Below are 18,689 nucleotides of genomic sequence, written 5' to 3'. Positions count from 1 at the left end.
GCCGGCCGCACAGCTGTCGTGCTCGGTCACCTCCGGGCGGGACTCACCCGCCTCCCGCCGCCCCCCGGCGCGGAGTCTGGGGCGACTTCGCAGCCTCGGCCTCCGCCTTGGCGTCACTCACCGCGGCCGCCGCCTGCTTCCCGGCCTCGTCGGCCGCCGCGGCGGCGTCGGACGCGGCCGTCCAGCCTGCGGCGAGCTCCGGAGTGCGGCCTTCCTCCGACGTGTCGCCGGCACCGGCCGCTTCCCCGGGCTGCGCGGATGGGTGAGGGGCCGCCGCCGACTCATCACCGAACGCCCGGGTCACGGTCCGAACGGCCTCGGTCAGCTCCCCCGGGATCACCCAGAAGGTGTTGTTGTCGCTGCTCGCCAGGTGCGGCAGGGTCTCCAGGTACTTGTAGGCGAGGACCTTCGGGTCGGCGTTGTTGCGATGGACGGCCTGGAAGACCAGCTCCACCGCCTTCGCCTCGCCGTCCGCCCGCAGGATCATGGCTTGCTGCGCTCCCTGCGCCTCCAGGATGTCCTTCTGTTTCGTGCCCTCCGCTGTGAGGATCTTGGCCTGCCGCTCCCCTTCGGCGTGCAGGATGGCCGCACGCTTGTCCCGCTCGGCCCGCATCTGCTTCTCCATCGCCTCCTTGATGGTGTGCGGGGGGTCGATGGCCTTGATCTCCACGCGGTTGACCCGGATGCCCCATTTGCCGGTGGCGTCGTCGAGGACGGCGCGCAGCCGGGAGTTGATCTCCTCACGCGAGGTGAGCGTCTCCTCCAGATCCATGCTGCCGATCACGTTCCGGAGCGTGGTCACAGTGAGCTGGTCGATCGCCTGCAGGTAGTCGGCGACCTCATAGGCCGCCGCCCGCGGATCGGTGATCTGGTAGTAGAGCACGGTGTCGATGTTCACCACGAGGTTGTCCTCGGTGATCACCGGCCTGGGGTCGGACGAGTAGACCTGCTCGCGTACGTCGAGTTTGGTGTTGATGCGGTCCGCCACCGGGACGACCAGGTTCAGGCCGGGTTGCAGTGTCCGGCGGTACCGGCCGAACCGCTCGACGTTGTAGCGGCGCGCCTGCGGGACGATCCGCACGGTGGAGGCCACGAGAAAGACGACGACGATGACCGCCACCAGGGCGAGGACGACAACCGGGTCCACAGTGCCTCCATTGCTGTGTGTTCACCGCTCAGGGAAGGAGCTCGCGGGGGTAGACGATGGCCGTGGCGCCCTCGATCTCCATGACATCCACCAGCGCTCCCACCGGGATCACCAGGCTTTCGTCGAAGGCCCGGGCCGACCACTCCTCGCCGGACAGCTTGATCAGACCCCGTGTCGCGGTCACCTCCCGCATGACCTCGGCCCGCTTGCCGATCAGCGCGTCAGTGCCCTCGTAGGTGAGGGGCTGCTGTTCCATGTGCCGCAACGCGAAGGGACGAACGATGACGAGGCCCGCCGCGGCCGCTGCGCCAAGGGCCAGGAGCTGGCCGAGAAGACCGATGCCCACTCCCGCGACCACGGCGGCGACCAACGCGGCACCGGCCAGCAATCCGAACACCAGTGTCAAGGTGAAGAACTCCGCGGCACCCAGTGCCGCAGCGGCGAACAGCCAGACGAACCACGGCATCGAATCGCCCTCCTTCAGGGGCCTTCTCCACCAAGCTACCGCCCGGAACTCGGGACGGGACAGACACGCGGCAGCAGTCGTTCCTGATCGTCGGCTCACGGCCCCGGAGGGGAACGACAGTGCTCACCAGCGGTGCGACCGCGCTCGCGCGGCCACGTTCAATCACTGTCCAGTGGATGTCCAGTGCCCGCTCGTAGGTTGTGCCCGCCGGCCAACGGTTCGGCCCAGCGGCACCTTGCCGCGCTTCCCGCACCACGCCATGTCCAACGGGAGGATGCACCGATGAGCACAGGGATCAGGAAGAAGATCGCCGCGGCCGTGACGGTCGCGTCCACCGCGGCCCTCGTCGCGGTCACCGCTCCGGGCAGCAGTACGGCTCAGGCCCAGGTCGCCTCGCTGCGGGCGTTCGCGATCACGAGTGACGGCACACGGATGGCCACCTTCACCACCGACAGACCCGACGTGCTCGACTGGGTGCGGATCGTCAAGGGACTCGGCGGCGACACCGCCCTGGTCGGAATCGACTTCCGCGTCCAGAACGGCCTCATGTACGGCGTCGGCAACCAGGGCGGCGTCTACACCATCCAAACGCCGCCGCAGACCGTGGACGTCGTGGTCACGAAGGTCTCCCAGCTCACGATTCCGCTGTACGGGACGAACTTCGGGGTCGACTTCAATCCGGCCGCCAACCGGCTGCGGGTGATCAGCGACAACGGCCAGAACCTTCGCCACAACATCGACGACAAAACCGCGGGCGCCTCCCCCGCCGCCGGCCACACCGCGGAGGACTCCGTCCTGTCCACACCCGGCGTCGAGAACGTCTCCAGGGGAGTGACCGCCGCCGCCTACACGAACAACGACCTGAACGGGGAGACGGCGACCACCCTGTTCGATCTCAACACGACCACGGACCAGGTCGTGGTCCAGTCGCCGGCCAACAACGGCACGCTGGCCCCGACCGGCAAGCTCGGTGTGGACGCCGGCTCCAACGCGGGCTTCGACATCTACAGCGACCTGGTCAATGGCAAGACCGTCTCGGCCACGGGCTTCGCCGCTGTCACGCCCCCCAACAGCACCCTGACGACGTTCTACACCGTCGACGTGCTCACGGGTACCGCGACGGCCGTCGCCACCGACGATCCGTGGTTCCCGCTGACCATCGGCGACGTGGCCGTCGCCCTCGACACCAGTCCCTGAGGGCCGGGGCGGGACGGTCCGGTGGGCCCGTCTCCCGCTGTCGGGCGGGCTCACCGGGCTACCCGGCCGGTTCGGACACGGGACGAGGCCGTTGCCCCGGTGACGTCGGCGCGGCGGCTCCGGCTCCGAGTTCGAGGGTGTGCCGGGTCCGGTCGACGCCGGCGCGGGCGCGGCTCAGTTGGTCGTGTTCCCCGGTGCCGGCCGCGACCGTCACGGCGGTGGAGTAGTGGGCGAGAGCCTCGTCGTGGCAACCGCCGGAGTACAGCGCCTCGGCGAGCCCGTTCAGCGCGGACGCCTCGCCGTAGTGCTCCCCGTTCTCCCGGAACAGGTCGAGGGCACGCCGATGGTGTTCGATCGCGGCCTCGAACGCGCCCTGCCGCAGTCGGACGTCGCCGAGGCCCGACAGCGCGTATGCCTCGCCGCCGGGATGGCCGAGTTCCCTGAAGACAGCGAGGGCCTGTTGCTGACAGCGGGCGGCCTCGTCGTACCGGCCCAGTTCCAGACACGCGTTGCCCAGGTGACAGAGGGTGCGGGCACGACCGATCCGGTCGCCGGTGAGTTCGTGCAGGACGAGGGCCTGCCGCTGGTCGTCGGCCGCCTGCCCGCGTAGGCCCAGCCGCAGCCGGACGTTGCCGAGGTTGGTCAGCGTCCGTGCCTGCCCCACCCGGTCCGCGGTCTCCCGGTACAGGGTGAGCGCCTGCTGATGGCAGCGGACGGCTTCATGGAAGTGGCCCTGGCGCCAGTGGACATTGCCCAGGTTGGACAGGGCCCTGGCCTCCCCCGCACGGTCCTCCGTGCTCACATGCAGCTCCAGGGCACGTAACAGGTGTTCCCTGGCCGCAGCGGCGTCGGCCATCCGCCAGTGCACGCAGCCGAGGTTGGTCAGTGCGTGGGCCTGCCCCTTCGCGTCACCGGCTCGTTCCGCGGCGCGCAGGGCATGGTGGTGGATCTCCAGCGCCTGGGTGTGGTGACCCGCGTCGAGGTACCGGAAGAGCACGGCGGCCAACTGGACGGCGTGCCGCCCTGCGCCGCGGTCCGCGGCGATCGCGCAGACCGCGGCGAGAGCGGGGCGTTCGGCGTCCAGCCAGGCTCGTGCCGCGACCGGGTCGCCCGCGACGGGTGAGGCGTCCATGACGGGATCGACCGCGGGCCTGTGATGTCCTTCGGCCGGGTACAGGGCGTCCATGGCGGCCGCGGCCGTACCGAGATAGTGGTCGAAGAGCCGGGACAGGGCCGCCTGCCGGTCGTTGTCGGAATCGCGCGTGCGGGTGAGGCGGTAGCCATAGGCACGCAGCAGGTCGTGCGTGCTGTACCGCCCGGGGCCCACGGGCTGGAGGAGATGGGCGCGGGCCAGCACGGTCAGCGTCCTGACCGGATGGGCCGGCCCGTCCGGGCGGGCGGCACGTCGGCCGTCCGGCGCGTGGTCCGGCTGCCCGTCCGGTTCGTGGGGCGGAACGCCGACGAGGGCGGCGGCGGCGTGAGCGTCGATCTCCGGTCCTGGGTGCAGACTGATCAACCGGAAGGCGCGGGCGGCTTCGGCGGGCAGACGCCGGTACGACCAGGAGAACACGGACTGCAGCGCGGCACGCGGGTCGCCACCCGCGTCCAGGTGGTCCAGTCTCCGCTGCTCGTCGGCCAGTTCCGCTGCCAGGTCCGCCAACGGCAACTCCGGGCGTGCCACCGCGAGTTCGGCGGCGATCCGCAGGGCCAGCGGAAGTCCCACACACTGCTCGGCCAACAGCGCGGCCGGCCCCGGCTCCATGGTGACCCGGTCGCCGATGAGCGTACGAAGCAGGTCCAGTGCCTCCGTCCGCGCGAGAGCGGACAGCCCGATGCGGCGGGCACCGTGCAGGGCGACCAGGCCGGCCAGGCTGTCCCGGCTGGTGACCAGCACGGCGCAGGACGGTGAGCCGGGAAGCAGGGGCCGGACCTGTTCCTCGGACAGCGCGTTGTCCAGCACCACCAGCATCCGCCGCTCGGCCATCTCGGTCCGGTAGCGGCTCGTGCGCTCGTCGACGTCGAGCGGAATCGCGTCACCGGGGATCCCGAGATCCGTGAGGAACCGGGTCAGGGCGTCGCCCGGTGGCATGGGGAGGTCGGGATCGTATCCACGAAGGTTGACGTGGAGTTGCCCGTCCGGGAAGCGGCCACGGGCCCGGTGCGCCCAGTGGACGGCCAGAGCGGTCTTGCCGACGCCGGCGGTGCCGGAGACCACCGTGACGGCCATCGCGGTGGTGTTCTCCTCCGCCGTGTCCAGCAGACGGTCGAGCGCCCCCAGTTCGGCTTCCCGGCCGGCGAAGTCGGGGACATCGGCCGGTAACTGCGCCGGTGCGCGGGCCGGTGGCCGCGCGGGGTACGCGGCTTGATGCCCGGGGGCCGGACCCGCTGCTCGTCCTCTCCCGGAAGGGGGAGGCTCCGGACGGCTGTACAGCACGGCGGAGAGGGCCTCCGACAGGGCCGCCCCGGGATCGACGCCGAGTTCGTCGGCCAGCCGACGGCGGCTGCGCCGATACACGGCGACCGCCTGGTCACGTCGGCCGACGGACTCGTACACGCGGATGAGCCGGGCCTGGGCGTCCTCGTCCAGGGGGTGCGCGGCCGCCGCCTCCTGGAGGATGTGCAGCGCCTCCGCACCTCTTCCCGCCGCGATCATGGCGTCCCCGTACTGCGCCACCACACCGCCGCGCTCCCCCGTCAACGCGACGACCACGGGGTGGGAGGCGAGGAACGGCAGATCGACGAGCGGCGGTTGGCGCCACACGTCGAGTGCTTCGGCCAGCAGGGCATTGGCCCGCGACTCATCGCCATGACGCCGCGCGGCGTCCGCCGCGTCGACCAGACCACGGAAGCGCGACAGATCGACGGCATCATCGGGAACACGCAGCGCATAGCCGTCGCCGACACGGGGCAGCACGATGCTGGGCGCTCTGGGCGGCCGCCCGGGTTCCAGCAACCGGCGCAGGTGCTTGATGTGCGTCTGGACGACGTTCGGCGCGCTCGCCGGTGGCTGCTCTGCCCACAAGGCCTCCGCCAGGCCGGCGAACGGCAGTTGCCGGCCGCGGGAGGCGGTCAGGAGCGCGAGTACGGCGCGACGCTGGGGGGAGCCCAGGGCCAGCCGCGCGCCGTCCCTCCAGACGGACACCGGCCCGAGTACCTGAATGCGCATCGGCCCCCCGATTGACAGGTTCACAAAATCCCCACCGCTCCCCCTCTCTATCGCCGTCATCACCCTGTCCGGAAGGCCTAATCCGGCCCAGTGACATGGGTTCTCCTGCCGCACTCGGGTGCGTCAGCTCGTCGGCTTCGACAGGCGCCGCCCTGCACGGATCATCGCCGGATCCCTCCGCCGCCCGGCATCCGGACAGGGGCACCGGTCGTGAGTCCGGGCTCCTCCCGCACCTCGCCCTGCTGCCGGATCTCTCCGGGGCGACACACTCGGCTCGACCGGTCCGGCCGGGTTCCCGCCGGTGAGCAGGGAGCGGAGTCCGGCTTCGGCGAAGCCGCACCGGCGAATGTGCCGGGTGCCCCGGCGGCTGGGACCGCGGAAGCCCGCCCGCTCGATCTCGGCGACGGCCGAGGCAGGGGAACTCGGTGGCCAGTCCGCTGTTCCTGCTCGCCGTCCTGCGCGCCCGGGTACCCCGGGACGCCTCCCACGGCAAGTGGCTCCAGCGGCCTGTCCACGGCCTCGATGAGCCGGGTCGGGACACACGACGAGGACGAGGGGCAGGACGGCGACACGCTGATACACGTCGAGGTCACGCTTCCGCCCGGCAGACTCCCCTCGGTGAAGGCACGCCTGTCGGCAGTTGCCTCGGGCCTCCTCGCCGCACACGTGCGCAAGGCCGGTATCGAGGCGGTCACTCTTTCGTGGAGGTGCGGGACCTGCCGGGCTCCTACCGTCTGTGGCGAGGTCAGGCAACCGTGCGGAGTGCGGCGTCGGGACCGAACCGCCGCCCGGGTGCCGCCTGCCGTACGGCAGGCGATGAGCCGCTCAGGACACCTCCACCTCGTAGAAGCAGAGGTGGCCCTTGATCTCGGCCAGGTCAGGCTTCGGATCGCGGTACGTCCAGACGAGATCCGGCACGTCCGGGAGCGACCAGTACGACGCTTCCCCCTTGAAGGGGCAGTGCGTGCGCGTATCGGATTCGGTCAGCAGATCCAGGCGTACGTCCTGGACGGGGATGTAGTACGCGTCGGGACAGCCCGGCTCGCGCAGCACCAACGCCCCGTCACTGTCCGCGAGCACCAGCTCGCCCCGCACCGCCCGCACATGCCGGTCACTCGGCTCGACGGTGATGCGATGCCCCATACGCCTGGGAAGTCCCTCAGCCACGGTCGTCCTCCTCTGTCGGTTGATCTGCATCGGACAGCACGACCGCGAGCCGGATTCTTCCCATGGGGGCGCGAACGCATGGCGGCCCGGCAAACCTTCACACCTTCCTCCAAGGACCAGCACAGAACGCGCCGTTCGCCACGAGGAACAGGGTCCCGCCACGGAAACGGGTCCGCGGGCCCGGTGACGATCTGTCACCGGGCCCGCGGACAGCAGGGGTCAGCGCCTGCGGGACCAGCCGGTACCGACCCCGGCCACATGCAGGGCCAGGGCTGTCAGCCCCAGCAGCATCACGTTGGTCGACGAGAACACGTCGTTGGTGCTGACGTCTGCCGCGTTGATCAGAAACGACACGAAGAACAGCACCGCCGCAACCATGCCGAGCATGAAACGAGCTCCTCTCAAAGCAGAACGGGGTGAAGCCCGTATGCCCGGCCAACGTCTCCGCAGACACACGACGGCCTCCCCGGACCGCTGAGCTGCGAATCGCCCGCCGGATGTCGAGCGCACCGCCGGCCGCTGCGAGGGGCGCGGTGAGTGGCGTACGACGGGCGCGTCGCCCCGGCCCCGGCCGCGGTCCGACGGCGCCGCGACCGGTTCGCCGGCCGCCCTCCGCACTGCCGGACGGGGTGTGGGGAGGTCCGGGCCGTGTCGGCGGGGGTGGGCGTCACAGCAGGGAGAGCTTGATCAGCCGGGCGTTGTTCCCCTTTCCCGCGTCGGTCGCCAGGGCCATGTAGCGCGCGGTGATGTCCGTCGTGAGGCGCCGGGTGCGGCCCCGGCCGGTGAGCTGCCCGGCCGGGGTGTAGTCGAGGCCGTCACCGCTGAACTCCACTCGGAGGGAGGGGACATGGCCGCCCGTCCAGTCCGTGCGGATGTCGCGGACCCGGAGCGGGGCACCCAGGTCGACGACCATGCGTCCATCGGGGCCGGGTGTCCATGCCGTCGACGGATCGCCGTCGACGGCGGCCGAGGGATCGGACATGCCCGCCGGCAGGGGGCCGGTCGGGAACACGGTGCGCCCCAACGCCAGATCGTGCAGGGGGTAGGCGGTCGCCCGACGCACGGTGACCGTCGTGGTACGGCCGGGACGGATCACCGCCACCTCGCTGTACCCCTGGGCGGTCACCCGCACACGGCAGGCCGGACCGGTGAGTCGCACCGTCGCCCCGTCGGCCACCTGCGCTCGCAGCCCCGCCGGCAGACGACCGCCGGTGAGAGGGTGCAGGGTCAGCCGGGGCGGGAGCAGCAGGGCTTCGGCCGCGTCGAGTTCGGCCTCGTACGCGGTCCCGTCCGCGGACAGCGTCTGACGGCCCTCGAACAGCACCCTCCCGGTACCGGTCTGCGGTATGGCGACGCGTGTGGTCACGGCTCCGTCCGACAGGTTGAACAGGCTGAGGTGATCGTCGGTGAGGGCCGCGCGGACGGCTTCGGCCTCCGCCCGGGGGACGGGTGCTGCGGCTCGTTCGCGCAGGGTACGGGCCGAGGCATTGGGGAGTCCTTCGACCAGGAGGGGGGCGGCCGGGCCGTCCGCCAGGAGGATCTCGTCCCGGGACACGGTCAGCGGCAGATCCGAGCCCCGCACGAGCAGGCCGGCACGGCCGTCCACGTCGAGCCAGCCGCCCCGGCTGGTGACCTCGGGCACGGGCCAGGAGGCGAGGTCTCTCCACTGACGTCCGTCCGCCGAGCCCTGCACGGTGTAGGCGCGCCCGGCGGCGGCTTCCCAGCGCAGCGTGACCCGGTCCACCGCGTGTGCGGACCCGAGGTCGACAGCGAGCCAGCTGTCCGCCCGGGGACGGTCCGCCCGTGAGACCGCCCACCTCGTGGTGGCGTTGCCGTCCACCGCCAGGCCCGGCTCCTTGCCCGCGTCGTAGGAGGAGGCGGTGGCCGTTCCGCCCCGGGCCGCCTCGGCGCCGTCCGCCCCGTCGCGGGCTTCGAAGGCGTAGAGGGAGTAGCCGTATGCCGGGTCGGGCCGCACGCCGAGCATGCGCAGATGCCGTACCTCGGTGCGCGGGAAGGTGACCTCGTCGACGCGTGCGGCGGTTGTGGCCGGCCGGGAGTCCGCGGAGGCGACGATGGCACTGCCCTCGGCGAAGCGATAGGTCCGCGCACCTGTCAGGCCTGCCACGCCGGGCATGGTCACATTGTGGATCTCCAATCGGCCCTCGCCCGCCGCGAGGCCCGATGTAGCGTAGACGACGGCGCCCGTGGGCAGCGTGGTGAATCCCGCGTGTCCCGTTCCCAGTCGGAGCAGGGTGGCACTGCCGTCGAACCCGTCCCGGTTCGCGGCGTACGTCCGCACCCGGCGGCCGCTCTCCCTCAGTGAGGTAGTCGGCAGGAACATCGCCGTGGACCCGCTGAGCTTGAACAGCCAGTCGTCGTGCGACGGCTGCCACGCGAACTTCAGGAAGCCCTGCTTGGTGACGGCACCCGCCCAGGCGGCGGCGGTCTGGTGCGAGACCAGGCCGGGGCCGGGGCCGAAGTCGGTGACCCCCGCGGCGCGTTCGAACAGTTCCTCCTGGGAGAAGGGACGGGCCGTGCGGCCGCGGTCGTTCGCCCACAGGTGCAGGAGGTAGCTGATGGCGAGCTCCGCACGCGCCTCCGGCTCGTACTTCGGCTCACCCGAGAACTTCGCCAGCCTGAACTCGGGCGGGTAACTCTGGTAGGCCTCGAGTCGCTCCGCCAGTGCCACTTCCGCCCTGGCGGCGGCTCGGTCCCCGCCCACCTGGGCGAGGAACGCGAGGGGGATGACGTCACGGCCGTAGAGGTGCTCGCGATCGTTGACCATGGGCATCAGCGGCTCACCGGCGTCACTCATCACTCCGAGCAGCGTGCGCCACAGTTCGTCGGCGTTCGGCTGGTTGGTGAGCACTTCGGGCAGTGCCCGGCCCGCTGTGATGAAGTGAGCGGCGTTCCGTCCCGATGTGCGCCACAGTTCCTCCTGGTAGTGAGGCCCGAAGGAGCCGTGGTTCTCGACGATGAAGGTGTCGTACAGGTTGCGCGCTGTGTTGTCGCAGACGCGGACCCCGTCCACGCGGGCGGGGTTGGCCAGGTCCGCCGGGGGCAGGCCGGCCTCGTTGCGCGACCACGCGCCGAAGGCCTCGGCCCATTCGGGGTGCCGCGGATCGTCCGCGGCCCAGGCCAGCCCGGGGGCCAGCGATTGCGCGTAGACGCCCATTTCCTCGAGCTTGGTGTCGCCCTGGTGGCCTCCGAGCAGTCCGCGCGGGGTCCAGCTGCCGGAGTCGGGGTCGTCGGCCGTGCCCAAGCCGGCTGTGTATGCGGCCTGTTCGCGGGCGATGGTGGCGACGCGGGACCTCGTCGTCTCGTCCAGGTCGTCCCACAGCAGACGTGCGGCGAGTACGAAGTACGACTGGAAGGTGGTGTCGAAGAACAGCCTCCGGCCCCATTCGGTTCCGCCGGTCAGCCTGTTGGACGCGGCGAAATGCCGGATCGTGGCGATCGTCCGGGCCTTCAGGGTCCGCTCGTCGATCCCGGCCCGGTCACCGTCGTAGGTTCCGCGCGTGAGCAGGACGGCGTGGCCGAGCACCACGGCGAAGCCGAAATCCTTGTTGGTGTAACAGCCGCGAGCCGCGTCCCACTGGGTTTCCGACCAGCGGGTGTGGTTCAGCAGGACGCGGTAGTACGTCTCCGCCACCGGGTCCGGTGCCGTGTGGTTTCGTCCCTGGGCACGAGCGGTGCCGCCGCTCATGGCCAGGGGAAGCGACACTGCGGCGCCGGCGCCGACGAGTTGGACGAAGCGTCGGCGGTTGATCGGGGATCTCGGCAGCACTGTCGGCACCTCTCACGTAGACAACGTTGTCATGGGGTGGCGTGAATTCTTCGGTCCCATGTGCCGATACGTCAAGAGGTGTGGAGGAACGAGTGGGTACGGCGGGCAGGTCTCGGTGTGCCTCGGCGGGTTTGTGCGCACCGGGTGTCTCAGGCGGGCTCGACCCGGCTGGGGGCAGCGCGCGTATCGGCCTGCGGAGCACGCTCGACCGGAGCCTCATCGCAGTCGGGCGAACGCCAGCTCGGCGTCGGCCACCGCCTCGGGATGGACGTCGTGGGCGGTACGGCCGTCGGCGATCTTCTGCCAGTTGGCGCGGGCGAGCACCCGTTGGACCGCGAGCACCTGGGCGGCCAGCAGACGTGCCTGGATGCCTTCTCCGAGGGCGTCGGCCAGCGCCTCCTCGTCCTCGAGCCGGTAACGCGTGAGCCGTCCCGCCAGGCTCGGGGTGGTGAAGACCAGCCGGTGGAAGGCCACCACCTCGGGGTGATCGTTGAGGCCCGTGACGGGATCGTACCGGTCGAGGCCGGCGCGGAGGTGACGACGCAGGGCATCCAGCGGCTCGGCGTCGGGCCCTCGCTGACGTACGACGCGTGCGGCTTCCCCCTGGTGGTCCGCGAACCGGTGCAGCACCAGGTCTTCCTTGGTGGGGAAGTACCGGAAGAGCGTCGGCTTGGAGACCTCGGCGGCCGCGGCGATGTCGTTGACCGAGACGCGGTCGAAGCCGTGCTCCAGAAACAGCGAGACGGCCGCGTCACCGATGGCGTCCCGCGTCCGTTCCCGCTTGCGGGCCCGCAGCCCCGTCGGTTCGTTCATCCGACCAGAGTAACATTCGTTACCGAGTTGCTTTTTTAACCGAGTAACGTTTCTATGGGCGTCATGACACAGACAGACATTCCTCCCGTGCTCGTGACCGGGGCGACAGGCCGGATCGGTCGCCTCGTCGTCGGCCGGCTCCTCGACGCGGGCGTGCCGGTGCGCGCCCTCACCCGCCGCTCCAGGGCAACGGCGGCTCTGCCGCCGGAGGTCGAGGTGTTCAGGGGTGACCTCACCGTGCCCGAGTCGCTCGACCCGGCCCTGCGGGGCGCCGGTGCGGTCTTCCTCGTCTGGACCGCCCCTTCCCGGACCGCCGCGGCGGTCGTCGAGCGGCTGGCAGCACACGTACGGCGGGTCGTCCTCCTCTCCTCCCCGCACAAGACGCCGCACCCCTTCTTCCAGCAGCCCAATCCCGTGGCCGTGCTGCACGCCGGCATCGAGCGGCTCATCGCGGCCACCGGACTCGAGTCGACGATCATCCGGCCGGGGATGCTCGCGTCGAACTCGTCGGCCTGGTGGGCGCCCGCGATCCGGACCGGTGAGGGCGTCCGGTGGCCCTACGGCGCCGCCGAGTCGGCGCCGGTCGACGACCGCGACGTGGCGGCCGTCGCCGCGCTGACACTCCGCAAGGACGGTCATGCCGGAGGCGACTACGTCCTCACGGGACCCGAATCACTCACCCAGGCCGCGCAGGTGGCCGTCATCGCGGACGCCCTGGGGATCCGGATCGCGTTCGAGGAGATGACGCCGGACGAGTTCCGGAGCATGTCTCGGGCCACGGCGCCCGGCCCGGTCGTCGACATGCTGCTCACCGCGTGGAGCGCGGCGGTCGGACAGCCCGCCTACCTCACCGGTTCGGTGGCCGACATCCTGGGGACGGCGCCCCGGACGTTTCGTCAATGGGTCGCCGACCACGCCACCGCGTTCACGGAGGGTTCCGCGGGCGCGTGACCTCGTCGAACCGTCAACGGGGCGCCCTGCGGGCGTCCTCAGGGGCGGCGGGCCAGCAAGTGGGCGTCGAGGAAGCCCCGTTCGGAGGCGGGGTCGTGGAGCAGCCGGGCGAACGTGACGAGGCCGGCCCCGGCCAGCAGCTCGGCGAACCGGTCCGCCGGCCAGCTGTAGGCGGGTGTCACCTTGTGGTCGAAGGAGATCGGTTCCGGTCCGTCGGTCGCGAAGAACGAGACCAGAAGGAGGCCCCCGGGCGCCAGGACGCGCACCTGTTCGGCGAGCAACGCGGGCACTTCTCCGGGTGGGGTGTGGATCATCGAGTAGTGCGCCAGCACTCCGCCGAGCGTGCCGTCCCCGACCGGCAGGGCCTCCATCGTCGCTTCATCGAAGCGCAGCGCCGGACGGGCCCGCCGGGCGTGGTCGACCATGCCCGGGGAGAGGTCGAACCCGCGGGCGTCCAGACCGAGTTCGTTCAGCATGGCCGTCAGATGCCCGGGCCCGCATCCGACGTCGGCTGCCCGCAGGTTGCCCGTCTGGCGCACGAGTTCGGCGAACGTGCGGATCATGTTCCGTGAGAACGGGTGGGTCTCCAACCGATCGGCGAACAGCGACGCGTAGAGCTCGACGACGCCGTCGTAGGCAGCCTTGGTCTCGTCCTGGTGTTCCGCCACGGGAGGAAGCTAGCACCCGTGGCGGAACGCCCGCCGACGGAGGGTCGGCGGGCGTTCCGGCAGAGAGGGACGGTCAGTGGCCGGCCACCGTGCCGGACAGTTCGTTGGTGCTCTTCGGCAGGGTCACGGACGTCAGCTTCTTGCCCGACTCCAGGTCGAAGGCGTGCAGTTGGCGCTCGCCCGGGTCGGAGACGTACGCCGTGTGGTCACGGACGAACAGGGTGGGCCGGGGCTGCTGCCAGTCCAGGGGCTCCGTCCATGCGCCGACCGCCTCGATCCGCTTCTCCACCTTTCCGGTCTCCGGGTCGATGCTGTGGAGGACGCCGTCGGTGCCGAGCACGAGTGCCTCGCCGTGCGGGCCGCGGGCGAGCGAGCGGAAGGAGTAGCTGGTGCCGAGGTCGACCAGCTTCATCGTGGCGGAGCGGGTGTCGATCAGCGATATGCGGGTGGGCCGTTCCAGTTCCGCCTCGGGGTCGGTCTTGTAGTCGCCCAGGAGGATCGGGGAGGCGTCGCTCCCCGCCTGGTTGCCGGTGCGGGCGTAGTCGTCGGGGGCGTCGACCTTGGTGAACTCGCCGTCCTTGTAGAGCAGTACGCCGTCCTCGCAGCCGAGACCGACCACCTCGTCCTTCGCGGCGGCCTCGCCGTGCACTCCCGGGCAGTTCTCGGCGCGGGCGATCTCCTTGCCGTCCTTGTCGAGGACGAGGGCGCCGCTGCGCTTCTCCTCGGTGCCCAGGGTGCTGACGAGTTCGCCGTCGGTCAGCTCGATGGCGACCCCGTGGTGGGGCTCGGCGGAGGTGTAGGTACGAGCCTGCGGCCGGCCTGAGCCGCCGAGGTCTGCGGGGTCGAAGACGTTCACCTCCCCGGTGCCGTCGGTGAACAGGGCCGTCCTGCCCCCGTGCCGTACGACGTGACCGGGCTTGGCACCCTTGAACTCGGTTTCCGTGAAGGTCTGGCGGGCGGCGTCGAGGACGCGGAATCCGGTGTCGGTGGAGATGACGACGTGGTCCTGGTCGCCCGCCGGGTTGACCCGGTTGAAGCCGGGCAGCTCGATGGTCTTCGCCAGTTCCAGGGTCTCGCCGTCGAGGACGTACAGTCCCCCGTCGTAGGAGGCGACCAGCGGGTCGGCGACCGTGGCGGTCCCGCTGTTCCCGGTCTGCTTCGGCGCGGCACCGGTCGAGGCGTCGTCGCTGCCGCCGCAGGCGGTCAGTGCCATCGATGCCGCCACCGCGAGGGCCGTGCCCATGACCATTCGGGCGCGCGTGGGCTTGTTCATGGTGTGTTTCCTCTCCGGCCCTGGGCAGGGCGGTTCAGGGGGTGGAGCGGCCGGCGTTCGGTCCGCCGGGCCGCGGGGGTGTGTTCGTTCAGTCGCCGGTGAGGCCCTCGGCCATGGCCGTGGTGTTGGCGCGCATCATGTCCAGGTAGGTGCCGGCGCCCTGGCCCTCCTCGGTCAGGGATTCGGAGTACAGGGCGACGACGTCCACATCACCGCCCATCTCCTGGCGCAGGACCTCCGCCAGCCGGGTGGGCTGGGAGGAGTCGGCGAAGACGGTGCGTACGCGGGCCTTCTCCATGGCCTGCGTGAGGGAGCGCAGGTCGGAGGAGCTCGGGGAGGCGAGTGTCGTGCCGCTGGGGACGACCGCACCGATCACGCGGAAGCCGAAGCGGTCGGCCAGGTATCCGAAGACGTGGTGGTTGGTCACCAGGGCGCGCCGGTCCTCCGGGACGGCGGCGAACGTCTTCTCCATCCAGGCGGTGAGGTCGCCGAGTTGTCCGTCGTAGCGTGCCGTTTTGTCCCGGACCGTCTTCTCGTCCACACCCTCGACGTGCTCGACGATCCGGTCGGCGAGGAGGCCCGCGGCCTTGCGAACACGGTCGGGATCGGTCCAGAAGTGCGGGTCGGGCTCTCCGGCCCCGTCGGCTGCGCCGGTGTGGAAGGTGAGGGGGTCGGCCGCCTCACCGGCCGCGAAGGTGGCCACGCCCGCCGCGCGGGCCGCCTCCACGTGCCGCAGTACGTTCTCCTCCAGGCCCAGGCCGTTGTGGACGACCAGGTCGGCGTTCTCCAGCTCGGCGGCCTGCACGGCCGACAGGCCGAAGGAGTGCGGGTCGGCGTTGGGCTTCATCAGGACGCTGACGGCCGCCTCGTCGCCGGCGATCTCGCGGGTGATGTCACCGAGGATGTTGGTCGTCACCACGATCCGGGGCCGGTCGTCGCCGCCGCTCGTGCAGCCGGTCGCCGTGGCGGTGAGAACGAGGAAGGCGACCAGGGTCAGCAACAGGGCGCGCACGCGCGCCGCCCTCGCGCGCAGGCTCATCGGCCCGTCTCCACCATGAGGGACGGCCGGACGTCCAGATCGAAGGTGCGGGCGACACGGAGGCCGTCGTTGTAGTCGATCTCGTACACGCGCTTGCCCGACGGGTCGTTGAGGTAGGCCCGGCTCCGGTCGATCTCGATCACCGGTGCCGCGGCGCTGCCGGTCGACGCCTTCGGGGCGTCCTTCAGCAGGGAATCGGTGACGGCGGTCTCCTCGCCGCTGGACATGTCGTAGCCGTGCAGGGCTCCGTCGTTCTCCAGGACGACCAGCGGTGCTCCCTCGCCCGCGGTGTTCGCGGCGATCACCCGGCCGGTCTCCACCCTGGTCCAGGCATGTTCGGTCACGTCCAGGACCCAGACGGCGTTCTTCCCGGCGGGGGCGGTGAGGGTGGTGCTGCCCGGGCGGTGGCGGAACTCCGTCGCCCGCTCCGTATCCGGCACGTCTTCGCCGTACGGGATCTTCTCGGCGGTGAACACGCCGTCGTCCTCGTGGACGAGCAGGGCGCCGTCGGCGCAACCGAGGACGATTCCCCGCCGGGTGACCGCGTCGCCCTGCGGGTCCTCGCACTCGGACGCCGGGGAGGCGACGCGCTTGCCCGACCGGTCGAGCACGACGGCCCGTGCGGGGCCGTCGCCGTCGCGGGTCAGGGCGATCAGGTGTTCCGCGTACGGGACCACGGCTCCGGCGTAGCTGCCGGGAAGCCGGACGGATGTGCCCTTCGCGGAGTCGGAGCGGGGGTGCACACCCGCCTTTCCGCCGGCGTCCGTCACCACGGTCAGGCCCGCGTCGCCGCGGACGCTCGTGCCGGTGCCGCCGGGGAGTTCGCCCGCCTCCCGGATCTTCGCGCGGTAGTAGTGCACGTGGTCTCCGTGGTCGACCGTCCACGCGCCGCTGTCGAGGACGTGGATGCCGTCGGTGTCGTGGAAGTAGCCGTAGCGGCCGTCCGTGGTGAGTTCGGTGACCCCCGCTCTGCGGGCTGTCTCGTGGACCTTGCCGGTGACGGGGTCCAGTACCCGTGTCTCGCCGGTGGCGCGGTCGCCGAGGAGGAGCCGGGACTGCTGCTCCGCCGCCTCGGTGGCGCCTTCGACATAGCCGTGGGGGGCTGCGGCGGAGGCACCCTCCGATCCGGTCCCGGGTCCGGGCTCGTCGTCGTGGGCGCCGCAGCCCGCGCTCAGCAGAACAGCGGAAAGGAGTACCGGTGTCAGGGAGGTGACGTGTTTTCGGACGAACAAGGGGATCGCCTCAGGTTTCGTTCGGTCGGGTCGTGGGGGCATGCGCGGAGACGGTGGCGGGCCGGGGGATGTCCGCGCGGCGCCGGTGCCGTATCCCGGATGCCAGGTGGGACAGGAAGAAGAGGGCGACGGCGAGAGCCGAGACCGTCGCGCCGGCCGCGGTGCTCAGATGCCAGGAGAGCAGCAGACCGCCGAAGGTGGCGGCCGCGCCGAGGAGCGCCGCCAGGACCATGACGCCCCGCACGCTGCGCGCCCAGGGCAGGGCCGCCGCCGGCGGGGCGATGAGCAGACCGAGGACGAGCAGCGTTCCCACGATGTGGAAGGAGGCCACGATGGCCAGGGCCAGCAGGCCGAGCAGCACGGCGTGCGCCGGCCCGGGCCGCAGGCCGAGCGTCTTGGCCTTGCGCTCGTCGAACGCCAGCGCCAGGAAGGCCCGGTGACCGAGCGCCGAGACGGCCAGCGCCAGCAGCAGCGCCACTCCGAGAAGGACGAGATCGCTCTCGCGTACGGCGAGTACGTCACCGAAGAGGAACCCGGTGAGGTCCACGGCGAAGGACTGCGAGCGGGACACGATGATGACGCCGAGCGACAGCATGCCGACGAACAGCAGGCCGATTCCGGTGTCCTGGGACAGCCTCGGAGTGCGGCCGAGGGCGGTGACACCCGCCGTCATGACGGCCGCACTCACCACCGCCCCCACCAGCGGGTTGCCGCCCAGCAGTGCGGCGATCGCAACGCCCGGCAGCAGGCCGTGGGACATGGCGTCGCCGAGGAAGGCCATCCCCCTCAGCACCACCCACGTCCCCGCGAGGGCGCAGATCGCCGACACCAGCATCCCGGCCCACAGGGCGCGCTGCACAAAGGCCACTTCGAAAGGGGCCGTCAACCACTCCATGCGGCGAACACTACAATGACAATCATGTTCAACAAACATCGCCTCGAATCCCCCGACGCCGAAGCGAACGATCAGCGCGTTCGCGTCACCGGTCTGGAAGCGGGCTATCCGGGCAGCCGGGTGCTTCGCCAACTCACGGCCGGCATACCGGCGTTGGCCATGACGGCGCTCGTCGGACCGAACGGGAGCGGCAAGTCCACACTCCTCGGGGTTCTCGCCGGAGTGATCGATGCCACATCCGGGCAGCTCACTTACGCACCGGGCCGTCCGCCGGCCTTCGTCCCGCAGCGCGGTGCCGTCGGCGACGCGCTCCCGCTCACCGCGCGGCAGACCGTGGAGATGGGCCGTTGGGGGCAGCGGGGGCTGTGGCGGCGGCTGACCCGCCATGACCGGACCGTGGTCGACTCCGCCATGGAACGGCTGGGCGTCCTGGGCCTCGCCGCCCGCCAACTCGGCGAGCTGTCCGGCGGGCAGCGCCAGCGCGTGCTCATCGCCCAGGGGCTCGCCCAGCAGTCCGACCTGCTGTTGCTGGACGAGCCGACCACCGGGCTGGACCCCGAAGCCCGGGCCCGGATCACGACCCTCCTGACGGACCTGATCGCCGACGGCACGACCGTCGTCCAGGCCACGCACGACCTGGAGGCCGCCCGCTCGGCCGACGTCTGCCTGCTCCTCAGCGACGGACGGCTGGTCGCCCAGGGCTCACCGGAGCGGGTACTCAGCCCTGCGGCCCTGTCCCGGATCTGGCAGCCGGAATGAGGCGTGGGGGCCGGGCCGGGGCCCCCCCCCCCGCGGGGGGGGGCGCCCCCCCCGGGCGCGGGGGGGGGGGGGGGGCGGGCGCCCCGGGGGGCGCGGCCCCGCGGCGCGCGCCGCCCGCCCCGAGCGGCC

Annotated in this window: 15 protein-coding genes; 3 read left to right on the top strand and 12 right to left on the bottom strand. The window is 71.4% G+C overall.

Translation table 11 applies throughout. The annotated features are described in order from the left end of the window. Nucleotides 1-43: 43 nt before the first annotated feature. Entirely contained in the window at nt 44-1,147 is a 1,104-nt protein-coding gene (locus ACGFR9_RS17295; RefSeq protein WP_393208795.1) for an SPFH domain-containing protein, read from the bottom strand. A gap of 28 nt (nt 1,148-1,175) precedes the next feature. Then, complete coding sequence (locus ACGFR9_RS17290; protein WP_393208792.1) at nt 1,176-1,613, bottom strand: NfeD family protein; 438 nt, start codon at nt 1,611-1,613, stop codon at nt 1,176-1,178. A 282-nt stretch (nt 1,614-1,895) separates the two neighbouring features. Between ACGFR9_RS17290 and ACGFR9_RS17285 the strand changes: the two genes are divergently transcribed. Continuing rightward, entirely contained in the window at nt 1,896-2,810 is a 915-nt protein-coding gene (locus tag ACGFR9_RS17285; RefSeq protein ID WP_393208789.1) for a DUF4394 domain-containing protein, read from the top strand. A gap of 58 nt (nt 2,811-2,868) precedes the next feature. Here the strand turns inward: ACGFR9_RS17285 and ACGFR9_RS17280 are convergent, their stop codons facing one another. From ACGFR9_RS17280 to ACGFR9_RS17260, 5 genes are all read right to left on the bottom strand, one after another. Then, a complete protein-coding gene (locus ACGFR9_RS17280; RefSeq protein ID WP_393208786.1) occupies nt 2,869-5,952 on the bottom strand; it encodes a tetratricopeptide repeat protein in 3,084 nt (1,027 codons plus the stop codon). An 849-nt stretch (nt 5,953-6,801) separates the two neighbouring features. After that, complete coding sequence (locus ACGFR9_RS17275) at nt 6,802-7,119, bottom strand: DUF427 domain-containing protein (protein ID WP_393209575.1); 318 nt, start codon at nt 7,117-7,119, stop codon at nt 6,802-6,804. Between the two features lie 243 nt (nt 7,120-7,362). Then, complete coding sequence (locus ACGFR9_RS17270; protein WP_393208783.1) at nt 7,363-7,530, bottom strand: hypothetical protein; 168 nt, start codon at nt 7,528-7,530, stop codon at nt 7,363-7,365. A gap of 280 nt (nt 7,531-7,810) precedes the next feature. After that, nucleotides 7,811-10,930: a discoidin domain-containing protein gene (locus ACGFR9_RS17265; RefSeq protein ID WP_393208780.1), complete on the bottom strand. Its 3,120-nt coding sequence runs from the start codon at nt 10,928-10,930 to the stop codon at nt 7,811-7,813. Nucleotides 10,931-11,146: 216 nt separating this feature from the next. Next, a complete protein-coding gene (locus ACGFR9_RS17260; RefSeq protein WP_393208777.1) occupies nt 11,147-11,743 on the bottom strand; it encodes a TetR/AcrR family transcriptional regulator in 597 nt (198 codons plus the stop codon). Nucleotides 11,744-11,806: 63 nt separating this feature from the next. On the opposite strand from ACGFR9_RS17260, the gene ACGFR9_RS17255 reads away from it, so the two are divergent. Next, on the top strand, nt 11,807-12,694 hold the full coding sequence (locus tag ACGFR9_RS17255) for an NAD(P)H-binding protein (RefSeq protein ID WP_393208774.1): 888 nt from the start codon (nt 11,807-11,809) through the stop codon (nt 12,692-12,694). A 38-nt stretch (nt 12,695-12,732) separates the two neighbouring features. Here the strand turns inward: ACGFR9_RS17255 and ACGFR9_RS17250 are convergent, their stop codons facing one another. The 5 genes from ACGFR9_RS17250 to aztB all read right to left on the bottom strand — a co-directional run bounded on the left by ACGFR9_RS17250 (nt 12,733) and on the right by aztB (nt 17,801). Then, entirely contained in the window at nt 12,733-13,362 is a 630-nt protein-coding gene (locus tag ACGFR9_RS17250; protein WP_393208771.1) for a class I SAM-dependent methyltransferase, read from the bottom strand. Nucleotides 13,363-13,435: 73 nt separating this feature from the next. Next, nucleotides 13,436-14,635: a zinc metallochaperone AztD gene (gene aztD / locus ACGFR9_RS17245; protein ID WP_393208768.1), complete on the bottom strand. Its 1,200-nt coding sequence runs from the start codon at nt 14,633-14,635 to the stop codon at nt 13,436-13,438. Nucleotides 14,636-14,723: 88 nt separating this feature from the next. Further along, on the bottom strand, nt 14,724-15,674 hold the full coding sequence (gene aztC / locus ACGFR9_RS17240; RefSeq protein ID WP_393208765.1) for a zinc ABC transporter substrate-binding protein AztC: 951 nt from the start codon (nt 15,672-15,674) through the stop codon (nt 14,724-14,726). Beyond that, nucleotides 15,671-16,906, bottom strand: a complete 1,236-nt coding sequence (locus tag ACGFR9_RS17235; protein WP_393208762.1) for a hypothetical protein — start codon at nt 16,904-16,906, stop codon at nt 15,671-15,673. The genes aztC and ACGFR9_RS17235 overlap by 4 nt, the downstream gene beginning before the upstream one ends. Before the next feature lie 10 nt (nt 16,907-16,916). Next, nucleotides 16,917-17,801: a zinc ABC transporter permease AztB gene (gene aztB, locus ACGFR9_RS17230; protein ID WP_393208759.1), complete on the bottom strand. Its 885-nt coding sequence runs from the start codon at nt 17,799-17,801 to the stop codon at nt 16,917-16,919. A gap of 15 nt (nt 17,802-17,816) precedes the next feature. Here aztB and aztA point away from each other — a divergent pair, with 15 nt between their 5' ends. Continuing rightward, nucleotides 17,817-18,560, top strand: a complete 744-nt coding sequence (aztA, locus tag ACGFR9_RS17225) for a zinc ABC transporter ATP-binding protein AztA (RefSeq protein WP_393208756.1) — start codon at nt 17,817-17,819, stop codon at nt 18,558-18,560. Nucleotides 18,561-18,689 lie beyond the last annotated feature (129 nt).

The organism is Streptomyces sp. NPDC048584 (assembly GCF_043199595.1).
Classification (GTDB): domain Bacteria; phylum Actinomycetota; class Actinomycetes; order Streptomycetales; family Streptomycetaceae; genus Streptomyces; species Streptomyces edwardsiae.
This window is presented reverse-complemented; position numbering and strand designations above follow the sequence as displayed.